This is a genomic window from Colwellia sp. BRX8-7, assembly GCF_014077275.1.
In the GTDB taxonomy this organism is placed as follows: domain Bacteria; phylum Pseudomonadota; class Gammaproteobacteria; order Enterobacterales; family Alteromonadaceae; genus Colwellia_A.
Map to the genome: position 1 here is coordinate 1 of NZ_JACGVP010000025.1, position 15,277 is coordinate 15,277.

Here is a 15,277-nt window from a genome sequence, read left to right on the forward strand (position 1 = left end):
AATAACAAAAGTAGTGTGACTTATGTTTCGACATGCCCATGTGAGAATAGGACATTGCTAAGCTCCTATTTAGGTCGCTCTTTGCCATCCTTGGCAACGCGACATTAGTATATCCCTACACGTCAAAAACCCGTTACTAACGTAACGGGTTTTTTGCTTTCTGACGTTTGAAAATACACCATTTATAACTAATTGAGTAGTCGTGCCAACGGTAGTGTGACTTATGTCCGACATGCCCATGTGAGAGTAGGACATTCTCCGATTCTAATTAAGAGAAACCCGTAGCTGATGCTACGGGTTTCTTGCTTTCTGACGTTCAAAAAAGACAAAATTCGCTAACTAGCATGCACTGATAACAAGGTAGTCTGGCTTTTAATAAGCATGCCTGTTATTAACGTAACGTTTATTTGTATTTAAGTTTTTGTAAACTTCCTACTAACGCATGTTAAATTTCATATCTTTCAGCTAAAAAGCTTATCTTATAACTGGCGATGCTTGTAATATCATATTTATTTTCAATGTAACGTGTGTATCAATGCGTAACTTGCTAAAATCTACACATTAGTAAATTACTTAGTGTTGTTATGGCTATTAATTGGTTCCCTGGGCATATGCATAAAGCCCAAAAAGAAATAAAAGAAATTCTTCCACAAATAGATGTGGTCATAGAAGTGTGTGACGCTAGATTGCCATTTAGCAGTGAAAATCCGATGATCACTGAGATCAGAGGTGATATCCCCCTTATTAAAATTCTCAATAAGTCTGATCTTGCCGATCCTGCTAAAACAAAAATTTGGCTAGAATATTTAGAGTCTCAAAAAAATGTCAAAGCAATTGCTCTAACCACAGATAACCCTTCTGTAGCGAAGACACTCCCTAGTCTTATTCGTAAATTAGTACCGAGTAAAAATGAAACGGGTAAACAGATTAACGTTGTTATCATGGGTATCCCTAACGTAGGTAAATCTACCTTATTAAATACTCTTGTTGGAAAAGCAAAAGCTAAAGTGGGTAATGAGCCTGCTGTGACTAAAGGTCAGCAGCGAATTCGTTTAGACGAAGGTCTTTACTTATATGATACCCCAGGTATGTTGTGGCCAAAAATTGTTAATGAAAACAGTGGTTATCGATTAGCGATTACCAGCGCAGTTAAAGATACCGCCTTTGACCATGAAGATATTGCTTCGTTTGCCGGTGAATATTTATTAGCGCATTACCCGCAACGATTAAAAGAACGTTATCAATTTGACGATACGCCACAAACCGAAGTAGAGTTACTTGAAGAAATAGGTCGTAGACGCGGCTGTGTTAAATCAGGTGGTCGTATTGATTATCATAAAGCCGCAGCAATATTAATCAATGAGATACGTGATAATACCCTGGGCGGCATTACTTTTGAAACACCCGATATGATAGAAATTGAAACACTACATTTTATCGAACTTGAGGCTAAAAAAGTAGCGGCTAGAGAAGCTAAGAAAACTGCCCGCGGTCGCGGTCGTAAAAATAAACGTTAAGAGAGTCTATATGTCTAATACATTTCAACTTCATGCGCTATTACAACGTGACACCATTGAGTTACTTGAGTTACCACTGTCAACACTATTACTAATGAATGATAGTAATTATCCGTGGTTTGTTTTAGTACCTAGGGTCGATGATATTCAAGATATTTATCAACTTGATTGGCAGCAACAACAGCAGTTTCTAAATGAATCAAGTTTGTTAAGTGAAATCTTAATGCAGTTATTTAATGGCACAAAAATGAATGTAGCGGCATTAGGTAATATTTGTCCACAACTTCATGTCCATCACATTGTTCGCTTTGCGGATGATATTGCTTGGCCGAAGCCTGTTTGGGGTGAGTTTGCAATGAAGGCTTATACAGACAGTGAATTAACCTTGTTAAAAGAAAAAGTACTTCCTGCGCTAACTAAAATTATAACGCAGGATTAATACTTTACGGGTAATTATACTTACTCGTTATAAACCGCTAAGTTAGGCAACTTGCTCTTGGCGGTTTTCTATTTGATCTAACGATTGCTTTAGATCGTCAAGTAAATCATTTACATGTTCTAAACCAACAGATATTCGAATTAAACTATCACTGATACCTGCTGCTACTCTCTCTTCTGGTGTATAAGGCGAATGAGTCATCGAAGCAGGGTGCTGAATAAGAGACTCTGCATCTCCTAGGCTTACTGCGATTGAAAATAAACTCATCCGATTTATAAACTCTTCGCCACCTTTTAAGTCTGCATTTAATTCAAAAGCGATAACTCCACCAGCCGCTTTCATTTGCGTACCAATAAATTTGTAACCGTCATGCGATTTAAGGCCAGGGTAATAAACTTTAGCTATCATTGGGTGACTTTCTAAAAACTCAGCGATTGTTTGTGCATTTGAACAGTGGCGTTCCATACGCAATGGTAAGGTTTTTAATCCTCTCATAATTAACCATGCATCATGAGGGCTCATTGTTGCGCCAATATCTTTAAGTGCTGTTAATTTGATGTGTTCTATCATTTCAGCATTACTGCAGATAATACCCGCTACCACATCACCATGACCATTTAGATACTTAGTTGCACTGTGAACAACGATATCCGCACCAAATTTTCCAGGTTGCTGTAAAACAGGGGTTAAGAAAGTATTGTCAACGATTGATAGAATACTGTGTTTTTTTGATATCGCTAAAATACGTGCTAAATCTAAAACTACTAAATTTGGGTTTATTGGTGTTTCTAGGAATATAACTTTAGTATTTGGTTTTATCGCTTTTTCAATATTTTCAGGCACTTTCATATCAACAAATGAAACTTCAATGCCGAATTTGGTTAGCATATGACTGATCAATGCATATGAACAGCCATACAAGGCACTAGATGAAATAATATGATCACCACATTGCAAATTAGCTAATAAGGCGCCAGAAACAGCTGCCATGCCTGTTGCTGTGGCAGCGGCATCTTCCATTTCTTCCATGGCAGCAACACGCATTTCTAATTGTCTTACTGTAGGGTTACCTAATCGCCCATAGATATATCCTTCAGCTTCACCCGCAAAACGGTCGGCGCCTTGTTTAGCGTTTTCAAAAATGAAAGTAGACGTTTGGTAAAGTGGTGTTGCTAAAGAGCCAAATTGCTCATCGTTAATACGTCCTGAATGGATTGCTTGTGTTTCAACATATTTACTATTTTTCATAAATTCTCTCTTTAATATGCATTTCGATGAAGAAAATTAGCGGCGCACTTTGTTATTGTTTATAGGTTGCGCCGCTAATTTCTTTTATATTGATCCGTTTGTCTTCATATTAGCAAAAATAGAGCCAGCAAAATATAAATCAATAATAACAATAGGTTATAATTTTATTGGTGTAAGGGTTGATTGGTTTGTAATTAATTTATTACAATTCGTTCGCTTATCAGTTATTCTGTAATATAATTAATACATCGTAATTAATTTATTACAATATGACTTTGAAACATTGAGATAAACTGATGAGAATTGAAATTAAAGTAAAAGATCGTATTGGTATAAGCCAAGAAATCTTGGCTATTTTTGCTGATAATCGTTGGAATATACGTTCACTTGAAGTGGTTAGTCACTTTATTTATGTCCACTTTATGTCCAATGAATTAGCATTGTCTGACGTGCAAAATTCTCTGTCGCACCGCGATGACATAGTTCATTGTTTATCTGTCGACTTATTACCGACACAAAGACGTGAGGCTCATTTAAAAACCTTATTAGACACTATTCCAGACCCTATACTTGATATCGACCAAAATGGTATTATTGTTATTATTAATACGGCCGCTCAGTCGTTATTAAAAGATCTAGTTATAAAAATTGAGGGACAGCATATCGATCAATATATAGATCAGTCATTTCAATACATGCTTAATTCTTCACTGAGTAATTTTTCACTCTCATTCCTCGAACAATCTTATTTAGCTGATATCACGCCAATATTTTCAGAACATAGTTCATCAGGCGTTATTCTCACCTTACGTTCAATGAACCGTGTTGGTCAGCATATCGCATTAATACAGAGTCGAGAGCAAGCTGAATTTGATAATATTATTGGTGAGAACTCAGCTATTCGACTCTTAAAGTCTCAAACACTCAGGTTTTCAGAATTAGAATTACCGGTACTTATCAGTGGTGAAACAGGTACAGGTAAAGAGTTATTAGCTCGTGCTTTGCATAATGCCAGTCGACGTGCCGACGCGCCTTTTTTAGCGCTGAATTGTGCAGCATTACCCGAAAACTTATTGGAAAGTGAACTGTTTGGCTATGCGCCAGGTGCTTTTACCGGGGCTCAAAAAGGGGGGAAACCTGGGCTATTTGAACTGGCAGAAACAGGGACTATCTTTTTAGATGAAATTGCAGAAATGTCAGTATATTTACAAGCTAAGTTATTACGATTCTTACAGGATTATAAATATCGTCGTCTAGGTGGTACAAAAGAGTTAACGGCGAATGTGCGTATAATCAGTGCCAGTCACCAACACTTACCGCAACAGATTGAACGACAATTATTTAGAGAAGACCTATTCTATCGCCTAAATGTATTGAATTTGTCGATACCTCCACTGCGTGAACGACCCGATGATATTATTTTATTAGCGGCACACTTTATTAAAATGGCGGCGCTTCAAGTTGCACGAAAAGTACCTACTTTAACAGAGCAAGCACTTGCTGCCCTTAAGATATGCCAATGGCCAGGTAATATTCGCCAGTTACAAAATATTTTATTTAGAGCGGTAGCCCTTAATGATAGCGGTGTTATTGAAAAGTCTGATATCGATGGTGCGTTATCACAATTTTCAGCAGTCGATTTACCGATAAGTCATAATATTGCTGGTTCTGCTAGCGATGGTGAAAATTTTGCTGAGCAGCCTCAATGGTCTGACTGGAATAGTGCTCAAGAAAAATTTGAAGGCGATTTGCTTAAAACCTTGTATCCGCTTTACCCAACAACGAGAAAACTAGCAGAGCGGTTAAAGGTTTCACACAATAAAATAGCAATGAAATTACGAAAGTACGATATAAGTTAGCCTGTTAGATGTTTGCTGACTAGCCGCCAACAAACTTTACCTTAAAGCCATTGCTCTCAAGGACCTGTTTTATTTGCTCTCTTTTATCGCCTTGCACTTCGATGACTTCACCGACAACACTGCCACCGGTGCCACAGGTTTTCTTTAATTTTGTAGCAAGCTCTTTTAGCGCTTTTGCATCTAAGCCTAATCCGCTAATGGTGATGACACCTTTACCTTTTCTGCCTTTAGTTTCACGCCTAACTTTAGCAAAGCCATCACTGGCTGTTATTGTTTGGGCGTTATTGTCTTGTTTGATACGGCCACTATCTGTTGAATATACTAATGAACTATCGGCTGGTTGCTGTTTGGCCGAATGCTCAGCTGTAGCACTCTCTCTACCAAATGCACCAGCAAGATCGCTAAGACTAGAAAGTTTATTTTTCATGATGTGGTACCCGAGTGTTAATTGACTGAGTGGTTAAATAAAAGATAAAAATAAAGCCACTATTAAAGTGGCTTTATTATACCTAGAAAATAAGTCTGAAAACGTTATAGTTTACAGTTTACCCTCAAGCTCTGGTAATACTTCAAATAAATCACCAACAATACCGTAATCAGCTACTTGGAAAATAGGCGCTTCGGCATCCTTGTTGATCGCAACAATGATTTTAGAATCTTTCATACCAGCTAAATGCTGTATTGCACCACTTATACCTACAGCTATGTATAGGTCAGGAGCTACAATTTTACCTGTTTGACCGACTTGCATGTCATTAGGTACAAAGCCAGCATCTACAGCGGCACGTGAAGCACCAATAGCAGCGCCAAGCTTATCTGCAATACCTTCAAGTAACTTGAAGTTATCGCCGTTTTGCATGCCACGACCACCTGAAATAACGATACTTGCTGCGCCTAAGTCAGGACGTTCTGATACAGAAAGTTCATCATTTACATGCGTTGAAATTCCAGCGTCTGTTACTGAGTCTACTGTTACAATCTCAGCACTACCATCAGTGGCAACTGGGTCAAAACCCGTAGGACGAACCGTAATTATTTTTTTACTGTCTAAGCTTTGCACTGTGGCAATAGCATTACCTGCATAAATAGGACGAACAAAAGTATCACTACTTTCTACAGCAATAATATCTGATATTTGTGCAACATCTAATAAAGCGGCAACGCGAGGCATAAAGTTCTTACCTGTTGTTAAAGCTGTTGCTAAGACGTGTTCGTAATCAGCAGCAAGTTCTGTTACCAATAAGCTAATGTTTTCAGCTAACTGATGTTCATAAGCTGGATTATCAGCAACAAGCACTTTACTTACACCGTTAACTTTAGCGGCTTCTTGTGCAACACTCTGACAATTACTACCAGCAACTAATATATGAATATCACCACCAATTGCTTGAGCTGCAGCAACTGTTTTAAGCGTGTCAGCTTTTAATGTGCTGTTATCATGTTCAGCAAATACTAAAATACTCATGAAATCACCTTCGCTTCATTTTTCAGTTTTTCAATTAATGTATCTACACCATCAACAATAATACCGGCTTTACGTGTTGCAGGTGGTACAACTTTTATTAATTTTGAACGTGGGCTTAAATCAATGCCAAAATCTGCAGCGGGTTTAACCACTAATGGTTTACGCTTTGCTTTCATGATATTAGGTAATGAAGCATAACGAGGTTCATTTAAACGCAGATCGGTAGTAACAATTGCAGGTAGGTTAAGTGATACAGTTTGTAAGCCGCTATCAACTTCACGTGTTACATTAACTTTATCGCCTTCAACTTTTACCACTGATGCGAAAGTACCTTGCGGCATACCTGTTAAGGCAGCGAGCATTTGACCTGTTTGATTATTATCACTGTCGATAGATTGCTTACCTAGAATAACCAATTGTGGCTGTTCTTCTTCAACAATCTTTTGTAAAAGTTTGGCGATATTAAGAGCGTCTAACTTCTCATCAGTTTCGATTTGAATAGCGCGGTCTGCGCCTAATGCTAAAGCCGTTCTTAATTGTTCTTGGCAAGATTTGTCACCAACGGATACCACAATAACTTCAGTGGCAACGCCAGCTTCTTTTAAACGAACCGCTTCTTCTACAGCGATTTCACAAAAAGGGTTAATTGCCATTTTTACATTAGCAAGATCAACATTTGAATTGTCTGCTTTTACGCGAACTTTGACGTTATAGTCAATTACACGTTTAATAGGTACTAATACTTTCATCGTAGCCTCTGATTGCGTTTGTTGTGTTTGTATTTATAGTGTAAAGCTAAGGTTTGATTAATTAAACTAACATTAGCAAGTATTTCTCATTATTGCTCGACAGACTAATACTAGACTACGTGAACGTCAACGTAATACGGTGCTTGTCTCGATAAATTGAGCTTAAATAGCTTTTGTCGCAATATCTTTCAATAGAAGATAGTATTTATCAACAAAATATCTATAATGAGTGATATTATCAAACAGGTGTTTGAAAATCAAACGAGTGTTTGATTTTATTTAAATGAATATTTTTTGGGGAAATTTATGGAACGCGAATCGATGGATTTTGACGTTGTTATTGTTGGTGCTGGTCCGTCTGGCTTAGCAACAGCTTGTCGTTTGATGCAGTTAGCAAAAGAAAAAGATCAAGAACTCTTAGTCTGCGTTGTTGAAAAAGGCTCAGAAGTTGGAGCACATATTTTATCGGGGGCTGTTTTTGAGCCAAGAGCGCTAAATGAATTATTCCCAGATTGGCAAGAAAAAGGCGCGCCACTGAATACAAAAGTTACCGGCGATGATCTTTATTTACTTAATAGCGAAAGCAACGCGATAAAATTACCTAACATCTCTGTACCAAAAACTATGCATAACGATGGAAACTATATTGTTAGCATGGGCAACGTATGTCGTTGGTTAGCAGAGCAAGCGGAAGAATTAGGGGTTGAAATTTTTCCTGGTTTCCCAGCACATGAAGTACTCTATAACGATGATGGTAGTGTTGCGGGTATTATTACCGGTGACATGGGTCTAGATGTTAATGGTAAAGAAAAAGATTCATTTGTTCCTGGAATGGAACTTCGCGCTAAGTATACTGTTTTTGCTGAAGGTTGCCGTGGTCACTTAGGTAAAGAGCTGATCAGTAAATTTAATTTAGATGAAGGTGTCTCTCCACAGCATTACGGTTTAGGTTTTAAAGAGATTTGGGACATTGATCCCGCTAAGCACCAAGAAGGTCTCGTAGTACATACGGCTGGTTGGCCATTAGATCAAGGCGCAACAGGTGGTGGCTATTTATACCATGCAGAAAATAATCAAGTATTTGTAGGTCTTATTGTAGATTTAAATTATAGCAACCCGCATTTAAGTCCATTTGATGAATTTCAACGTTATAAACATCATCCAAAAATTAGTCAGTACCTTGAAGGCGGTAAACGTGTTTCTTATGGAGCACGAGCGATGGCAAAGGGTGGTTTTAACTCACTACCTAAAATGACAATGCCTGGTGGTATTATAGTCGGCTGTGATGCTGGAACGATAAATTTTGCTAAAATCAAAGGTAATCACACCGCAATGAAATCGGGTATGTTAGCCGCTGAAAGTATTTTTCAAGTGATTGTTTCCGGTGATGAAGGCGGTAAAGACCTTGCTGATTATACTGAAAGGTTTAAAGACTCTTGGTTATATGACGAACTTTATAGCTCTCGCAATTTTGGCCCGGCTATGCATAAGTTTGGTATGACCTTGGGTGGTGCTTACAACACCATAGATCAAAACCTATTTAATGGTAAATTACCGTTTAACCTTAAGGACGACACGCTTGACCATGACCAGCTTAAATTAGCCTCGGAGTCGGCGGTTATCAATTATCCAAAACCAGATAATAAACTAAGTTTTGATAAATTAACCTCAGTGTTTTTGTCAAATACTAACCATGAAGAAGAACAACCTTGTCACTTAAGACTGACTGACGTTGATGTTCCAATTACGGTTAATTTAGCTAAGTATGCAGAGCCTGCTCAGCGTTATTGTCCGGCTGGCGTATACGAAATTGAATCGACAGAGCAGGGTGATAAATTAGTGATCAATGCACAAAACTGTATTCACTGTAAAACCTGTGATATTAAAGACCCAAGCCAAAATATAACTTGGGTAACACCAGAAGGCACCGGTGGTCCGAATTATCCAAATATGTAAGTTACCATTTGTGCGATTTTAATTATAAAAACCTGCTGATGCAGGTTTTTATATGTTTAGGATTAAGTCGTTGTGTTGATGATAGTGATGGTTTCAGAGAGTCGGTGAGCGTTAAGTCCTTTAGTCGTCATGCTGAATTCATTTCAGTATCTGGTTTTTGTGGTTGTAAGTACAGATCCTGAAACAAGTTCAGGATGACGGTGTTGTGTTCAGGTGATTGTGCTTGTTTTAGGACGATGGCGTTGTGTTGATGATAGTGATGTTATCAGAGAGTCGTGATCATTTAGTTCTTTCGTCGTCATGCTGAATTTATTTCAGTATCTGGTCTTTGTTGTTGCAAGTACAGATCCTGAAACAAGTTCAGGATGACGGTGTTGCGTTCAGGTGACGGTGCTTGTGTTCAGGTGACGGTGCTTGTGTTCAGGTGATTGTGCTTGTTTTGGGATGACGGCTTATTTTGATGATGATAGTCATGGTATTAAGGAGTCGGTGATCGTTTAGTCCTTTTATCGTCATGCTGAATTCATTTCAGTATCTGGTCTTTGTTGTTACAAGTACAGATCCTGAAACAAGTTCAGGATGACGGCGTTATGTTCAGGATGACGGTGCCTGTCTAAGGATGACGGTGTTGTGTTCAAGATGACGGTGTTGTGTTCAGGTTGGCACTTTGTTCACTATGACGTTGCTCTTTGGGAGCAACGGAATTACTTTGTCTGTATCAAATCAAATTCACTCAGTGCAGTGATACTTTGCTGTAACTTCGACTCTAGTTGATCTAACTTCTTTAAGCTTTTACAAAACTGCGCCGCTTTTAATTTAACTTCTTGTGCGCGGGGTTCAATGTCAAGCTGCAAATCCTTTTCCATACCTTTGATACGTTGGTCAAAGGTTTCTACGCGCTGTTCACTACTGCTTGCTTCGTTGGTGGTCATTGCTTCACCAACGGCCATTAAAATAGTGCCAATTGATTCGGTTACGATACTTTCAATTTCTTGTTCAAAGGCGCCAGCAAAAATTTCATCAAAATCAGCAAAATCTTGCGAAGCAATATAATAATTAGTATCGCTATGGTTAAAACGTTCTCTTAAACGGTATTGCATCTCATCGAAGCGCTCTTGAATTTTTTGATGTGAGGCGCTATTTTCACCCGTTAAACCCGCAATAACTTTGTTTACTGCTTTTAAATCAATATCAACACCTTCAATCGCTATCGCCACTATTTCAGGGATTTGTTTACGAATGCCTTGGCTGTATTGCGTGAGTAATTGTCTTTGTTCTTCATTGAGGGCTATCTCACGCCCACGAATAAATAATTGTTGATCATTATTAATCTGAACGTAGGTTTGGCTTTCTTTCAAAATACGTACATGAGAAGGGTTGATTACCACACCATGATTAAAGTTTATATCGCATTGCTGTGCTGAAGCTGTAACAGCAATTAAGCTCGTTGCAATTAAAGCAAGAGTATTAATTTTCATCGTTTTCCTAATGTAACTAAAATGATATTGATGGAAAATGTTCAGTAATATTCTATGTATTAACGATAGGATTAAAATGAATTTTTCTTTCTTTATAATTCACTTTAGTTGGTCCATATTCACGGCGAGATCTATCTTGGAAGTCGCCAACAATCATTTGTACACCGTGATAAAGTTTCTCTGTTGCTTCTATATAGACACTTGCCATATAGGTTTGTATTTGCTCTTCAAAAGCTTCTTTTTCGTTAAGGATCTCACCTACGCGATGAGCATGAAACTTATAAGTAGAAACCAGTTTACTGAGCATCTCAGGGTTTACTTTATCGGTAGGCAACTTTTTGAGTTTATTAACGGCTAATTGTAATTCTGTTGATTTATCAGAATCAACTTTTAATTTAAATTCAATGTCTTCTAACTGTTCTTTCATTAGATCCACTTTTTTGGAAAAGCTTATAATGGTGCTGCTTCCTGCTGTTGCGCCTACAATACCGGCATGAACAGATTTTCCCGCTTTTATGTAACCAGCGATAAGCTTACCATTAGCTTTTTCTTCAGTGCCTAACCAAAGTGTCTCTTCAACATCAATAATGCTGTGCATCATTTGGTTTTCAATACGTAAGGAGTGACAAGATATTTCAGCATATTGAGCATATTTTGCGAAAATATCACCTTTAGCAGATATATAAGCACTCATTTTAATATTATCGAGAGATTGACCTTCAACGTCTTGTTTTTTACCAATAATGCCACTACCAATAGTAATGTCACCACCAGCTTCTAAGGTTGCTGACTCAACAAAACCACCAATAGTGATATCGCCGGTTGCCGTTACTTTCATACCCTCACAAATATCACCATCAATAATAACACTGCCTTCAAATTTGATATGCCCAGTACTGATATCAACATTTTTTATGCGATAAACCGGATCAACTTCCATGCCGTTATCAATAATTCTTGGTAAGCCGACCAGTGTCGAGATTAAGACTTTATCATTCTTAGGGCTTATTGTTGTACCTTCGCCAGCGGTTAGCGTGATGTCATCTCCTGGTAAAGGATCTAGGGCAGAGCCAGTCACAGTAAAACCTTTAACACCTTCGGTAAGCATAATTTTTTTCGCGAGCGGATCGCCAACTTTCACACAAATTATGTCACCTAAATCACGCATATCGACACTTCCATCTTCGCGATCTTTAGGACGTAAAATTCTATCTTGGGCGCTTTGCACTAACCATTTTATTTTTGAATTTTTACCATTAATGGCAATTTTACCGTGGGCTATTTCGCCGGTGATTATAGAGCCAGCAGGTTCTTTCGCGGCTTGATGAGCAAGTTTTAATAATTGCTCTTTGGTAAAACCTTTGCTAACACCAGCTTCTTGAGCAGAGTTGAGAATGGCCTTAGCGGTTAAATGTTTACCACCAAGCGCTGTTGAAATCTCAGCTGTTGCAGACATTTCATCTTTATCAATGGTAATTGAAATAGTCGCGTCTCTGCGCTCAAGCACTTGATAACTAATTTCTCGGCCAGATTTATTCGTTTGAAGGGGTTTTAGGACACTATTAAGTTCGGCGATGGCATTTTTTATATTACCATTATCAACATATAAATCTTTAAATTCAGAATTTTCTATTAGTTCATGGACGCTGGCTTCTGTTACCTGTGTATCATCTTTAACCGGTTGCAAAACAAGGTCAATATTATTTTTTTTATTTGTTACTAAGCTTGCTTGAGTCACGCTAGATTTACTCCAATATTACCACTTAAAATATCGATTAAATGTAGTTTTCCTGGTGAATTTTAATGAAAGAGCCAGTATTTACTTTTGAATAATCAATTTTATATTCTTTGTTATCTAATGCTTGTATAAAAATTAATGTTTTATTCTCTCCAAAAACGTCTGTTGCACTAACATCAACAACATCTTGATAGGCTTTCTTAGCGTCAGCTTTCTTATTTGGAACTTCACCTTTGTAAATACCTATACCACGGTTACTTACAATCACTACAGGGTGACCGCCATTTATAATCAATAAATCAAATTTTCTCATCTTATGGATAATGGTATTACGACCACTCGTGATGAAGTTTTTTTCTATCAAAATATGCTCCTATTTCTACTCAAACGTCTAGCAATATTAGTTACCCAAATAACGAATATGCAGCTTTATAATTCTATTCTAGTTTATTCTGCCTATAAATATATAAAGATTTGATTTATGGCGCAATAAAAATGACATTTCTTTCAATATTATTATAGTTAACACCTAACGTTAACATGCATACAACATATTAAGGCTATATATTAAAAATAAAGTGGTGTTTGACTACTCTCAATTAATAACCGTCTTATTAAATCAAGAGATCTTGCTGCTACCGTACGTTGAAAGTTTTCCCTATTTGCCTTTATACAAAAATATTTGGTGTGTATTTTATCTTTATTACCCCAAGCTATCCAAACTGAGCCAACGGGTTTTTCTTTACTGCCACCCGTTGGACCAGCTATACCTGAAACGGCAATAACTAAGTCAGCTCCTGCTATGGCTAATGCACCTTCTGCCATCGCTATTACTGTCTGTTCACTAACCGCGCCATGTTGTTCAAGTATATTTTCATCAACATGCAATAGTTTGCTTTTCATATTATTTGAGTAAGTTACAAAGCCAGCCTCAAACGAAGATGATGACCCTGAAATTTTGGTTATTTCGCTGGCGATTAAACCGCCGGTACAAGACTCTGCTGTCGTTATTTTAAGATTTTTTTGTTGGCATAATTGCAATACTAGTTCGGCTAAAGAATAAGGTTTATCTTTAATCTCTTCAATGATGTGATCATTTAATAAGGTTTTGATTTTTTGAATAAGATCGATTTTTATTGATAAATGCTCATTTTTTTCAACAGTTAACTTTAATTCTATTAATGGCGAAGATGCGCGAAAACCGACTTCAACTTCTTTAGGCCAATTGGGAAAATTTTTTACCAACATTGACTGAAGGGTTGACTCGCCAATACCAAATAATTGTAAGCGTGTAATATCCATTTCCGCAGTGAAGTTAGATTGTGAGGCCAATTCAGGAATGATTACTTCATCAAGCATTATGTTAAGTTCACTAGGGACCCCCGGCGTACAAAAAATTTGGCAATCATTCAGTGTTAAGGAAAAACCAACTGCGCTGCCTATTCGGTTGGCAATAATATTACAATTTTCTGGCAGCAGGGCTTGCTTTAAATTAGCCTTACCTAAATGAGCATTACGTTGTTCACACCAGGTTTTTAGGTGGGCCAATGCCATAGGATGTTGCTTTAAAGAGCGTTGTGACGCCATCGCCAATGCTTGCGCGGTTAAATCATCTGTTGTTGGACCAAGCCCGCCATTAATAATTAATACATCGGCATCTTTTGTTAAGTGTTCTATTTCCTTTGCAAGTAAATCAAGATCGTCAGCTAAGGTCACTTTTCGACTAATTTTTATGCCAATGGCTTTACATTGTTGAGCGATCATTGCTGAATTACTGTCGACAATATCTCCCGTCATCAATTCATTGCCAGTAAGAAGTAAGTGCACGTTAGCGATGGTCATTTATAAATCCTGTTAATAGGTAAAAATTACCGTTAGGTTACTGTAAAAGTTGAATTGTTGTTAGTTATTAAGAGCAGGAAAGGTCATTTAAAAAAGTAAAATAAAATTTAAACCTTTTCAATGCCATTGTGTACTTAACCATTATAGTCATTAAAATAGTTTATAAAACTCAAGGAAATTTCATGAAACAGTCATTTAAGAAACAACTTACTTTAGCCACAATTTTATCACTTGCTAGTATTAGCACCGTATATGCAGATGTTAAAGATACCATTGAAAAATCATTTGTTGTTAATGAACAAACAAGTTTACGTTTAGCTAATATAAATGGTGGTGTTGATATTCAAGGTTGGAGTAACGATGAAATTAGAATAACAGCAACAGTGACCGCGGAAAATCAAACTGATAGAGACCGTATAAACCTTGAGTTTTCTGAAAGTTCTAGGGGCGTTAGTGTTGAAACTATATACCAAAAACAATCATCTTGGGGGCATAATAATAGCTCTGGGAAAGTTGATTATATTGTTATGGTTCCGTTTGGCGCGGCATTAACCGATATTGAATTAGTAAACGGTTCATTGGTGATTGATAAAGTACAAGGTGACATAAAAGCGAATACAGTCAATGGTACTATTAGTGTGCAAGGCTTAGCTGCAAACCTTGAATTAAATTCAGTTAATGGCAGTATTAATGCGACCTACCAGCAAGTTGGTAACAACATCGACAGCGTGGAGCTAACAACGGTCAACGGCAGTATTAAACTTTATATGCCTGGTGAGCTCAATGCCACGATTAATGCCGAAACCATGCACGGTAGTATCGACACGGCATTTGGGCTTTCAAGTGAGAAAAAAATGTTTAGTGGTCGTCACTTATCTGGGACAGTCGGCAGCGGCGATATTACGATTAATTTAGAAAGTGTCAATGGCAGCATTAAGGTCTTAAAAAACTAATTTTTAATAAAACGTCAAGCGCTTTATTTAACC

General features: G+C 37.5%; 13 protein-coding genes. 5 read left to right on the forward strand and 8 right to left on the reverse strand.

The window, feature by feature from the left end; translation table 11 throughout:
• Window positions 1-584: 584 nt before the first annotated feature.
• Both ylqF and H4J57_RS17935 read left to right on the forward strand, forming a co-directional pair.
• Window positions 585-1,517: a ribosome biogenesis GTPase YlqF gene (gene ylqF, locus H4J57_RS17930; protein WP_070374465.1), complete on the forward strand. Its 933-nt coding sequence runs from the start codon at window positions 585-587 to the stop codon at window positions 1,515-1,517.
• 10 nt (window positions 1,518-1,527) lie between these two features.
• Window positions 1,528-1,956 (forward strand): HIT domain-containing protein, encoded by a 429-nt coding sequence (locus H4J57_RS17935; RefSeq protein ID WP_182222813.1) that lies wholly within the window; start codon window positions 1,528-1,530, stop codon window positions 1,954-1,956.
• 42 nt (window positions 1,957-1,998) lie between these two features.
• Here the strand turns inward: H4J57_RS17935 and megL are convergent, their stop codons facing one another.
• Complete coding sequence (megL, locus tag H4J57_RS17940; RefSeq protein ID WP_070374463.1) at window positions 1,999-3,204, reverse strand: methionine gamma-lyase; 1,206 nt, start codon at window positions 3,202-3,204, stop codon at window positions 1,999-2,001.
• Window positions 3,205-3,500: 296 nt separating this feature from the next.
• Between megL and H4J57_RS17945 the strand changes: the two genes are divergently transcribed.
• On the forward strand, window positions 3,501-5,063 hold the full coding sequence (locus tag H4J57_RS17945; RefSeq protein WP_182243802.1) for a sigma 54-interacting transcriptional regulator: 1,563 nt from the start codon (window positions 3,501-3,503) through the stop codon (window positions 5,061-5,063).
• 19 nt (window positions 5,064-5,082) lie between these two features.
• Here the strand turns inward: H4J57_RS17945 and H4J57_RS17950 are convergent, their stop codons facing one another.
• From H4J57_RS17950 to H4J57_RS17960, 3 genes are all read right to left on the reverse strand, one after another.
• Window positions 5,083-5,490: a translation initiation factor gene (locus tag H4J57_RS17950; RefSeq protein ID WP_182243803.1), complete on the reverse strand. Its 408-nt coding sequence runs from the start codon at window positions 5,488-5,490 to the stop codon at window positions 5,083-5,085.
• Between the two features lie 111 nt (window positions 5,491-5,601).
• On the reverse strand, window positions 5,602-6,528 hold the full coding sequence (locus H4J57_RS17955; protein ID WP_182218571.1) for an electron transfer flavoprotein subunit alpha/FixB family protein: 927 nt from the start codon (window positions 6,526-6,528) through the stop codon (window positions 5,602-5,604).
• Complete coding sequence (locus tag H4J57_RS17960; protein WP_070374461.1) at window positions 6,525-7,277, reverse strand: electron transfer flavoprotein subunit beta/FixA family protein; 753 nt, start codon at window positions 7,275-7,277, stop codon at window positions 6,525-6,527. Before H4J57_RS17960 ends, H4J57_RS17955 begins: the two co-directional genes overlap by 4 nt.
• A gap of 306 nt (window positions 7,278-7,583) precedes the next feature.
• Between H4J57_RS17960 and H4J57_RS17965 the strand changes: the two genes are divergently transcribed.
• Window positions 7,584-9,233, forward strand: a complete 1,650-nt coding sequence (locus tag H4J57_RS17965) for an electron transfer flavoprotein-ubiquinone oxidoreductase (protein WP_070374460.1) — start codon at window positions 7,584-7,586, stop codon at window positions 9,231-9,233.
• A 704-nt stretch (window positions 9,234-9,937) separates the two neighbouring features.
• On the opposite strand, the gene H4J57_RS17970 is transcribed toward H4J57_RS17965, so the two are convergent.
• The 4 genes from H4J57_RS17970 to H4J57_RS17985 all read right to left on the reverse strand — a co-directional run bounded on the left by H4J57_RS17970 (window position 9,938) and on the right by H4J57_RS17985 (window position 14,291).
• A complete protein-coding gene (locus H4J57_RS17970; protein WP_182222816.1) occupies window positions 9,938-10,711 on the reverse strand; it encodes a DUF2884 family protein in 774 nt (257 codons plus the stop codon).
• A 52-nt stretch (window positions 10,712-10,763) separates the two neighbouring features.
• Complete coding sequence (locus H4J57_RS17975) at window positions 10,764-12,449, reverse strand: DUF342 domain-containing protein (RefSeq protein ID WP_182222817.1); 1,686 nt, start codon at window positions 12,447-12,449, stop codon at window positions 10,764-10,766.
• Window positions 12,450-12,486: 37 nt separating this feature from the next.
• Window positions 12,487-12,813, reverse strand: a complete 327-nt coding sequence (locus H4J57_RS17980) for a hypothetical protein (RefSeq protein WP_146800730.1) — start codon at window positions 12,811-12,813, stop codon at window positions 12,487-12,489.
• A gap of 203 nt (window positions 12,814-13,016) precedes the next feature.
• Complete coding sequence (locus H4J57_RS17985; protein WP_182243804.1) at window positions 13,017-14,291, reverse strand: CinA family nicotinamide mononucleotide deamidase-related protein; 1,275 nt, start codon at window positions 14,289-14,291, stop codon at window positions 13,017-13,019.
• 182 nt (window positions 14,292-14,473) lie between these two features.
• Between H4J57_RS17985 and H4J57_RS17990 the strand changes: the two genes are divergently transcribed.
• Window positions 14,474-15,244 carry a DUF4097 family beta strand repeat-containing protein gene (locus tag H4J57_RS17990; protein ID WP_182243805.1) on the forward strand — a complete coding sequence of 257 codons (771 nt, stop codon included), beginning with the start codon at window positions 14,474-14,476 and terminating at the stop codon, window positions 15,242-15,244.
• Window positions 15,245-15,277 lie beyond the last annotated feature (33 nt).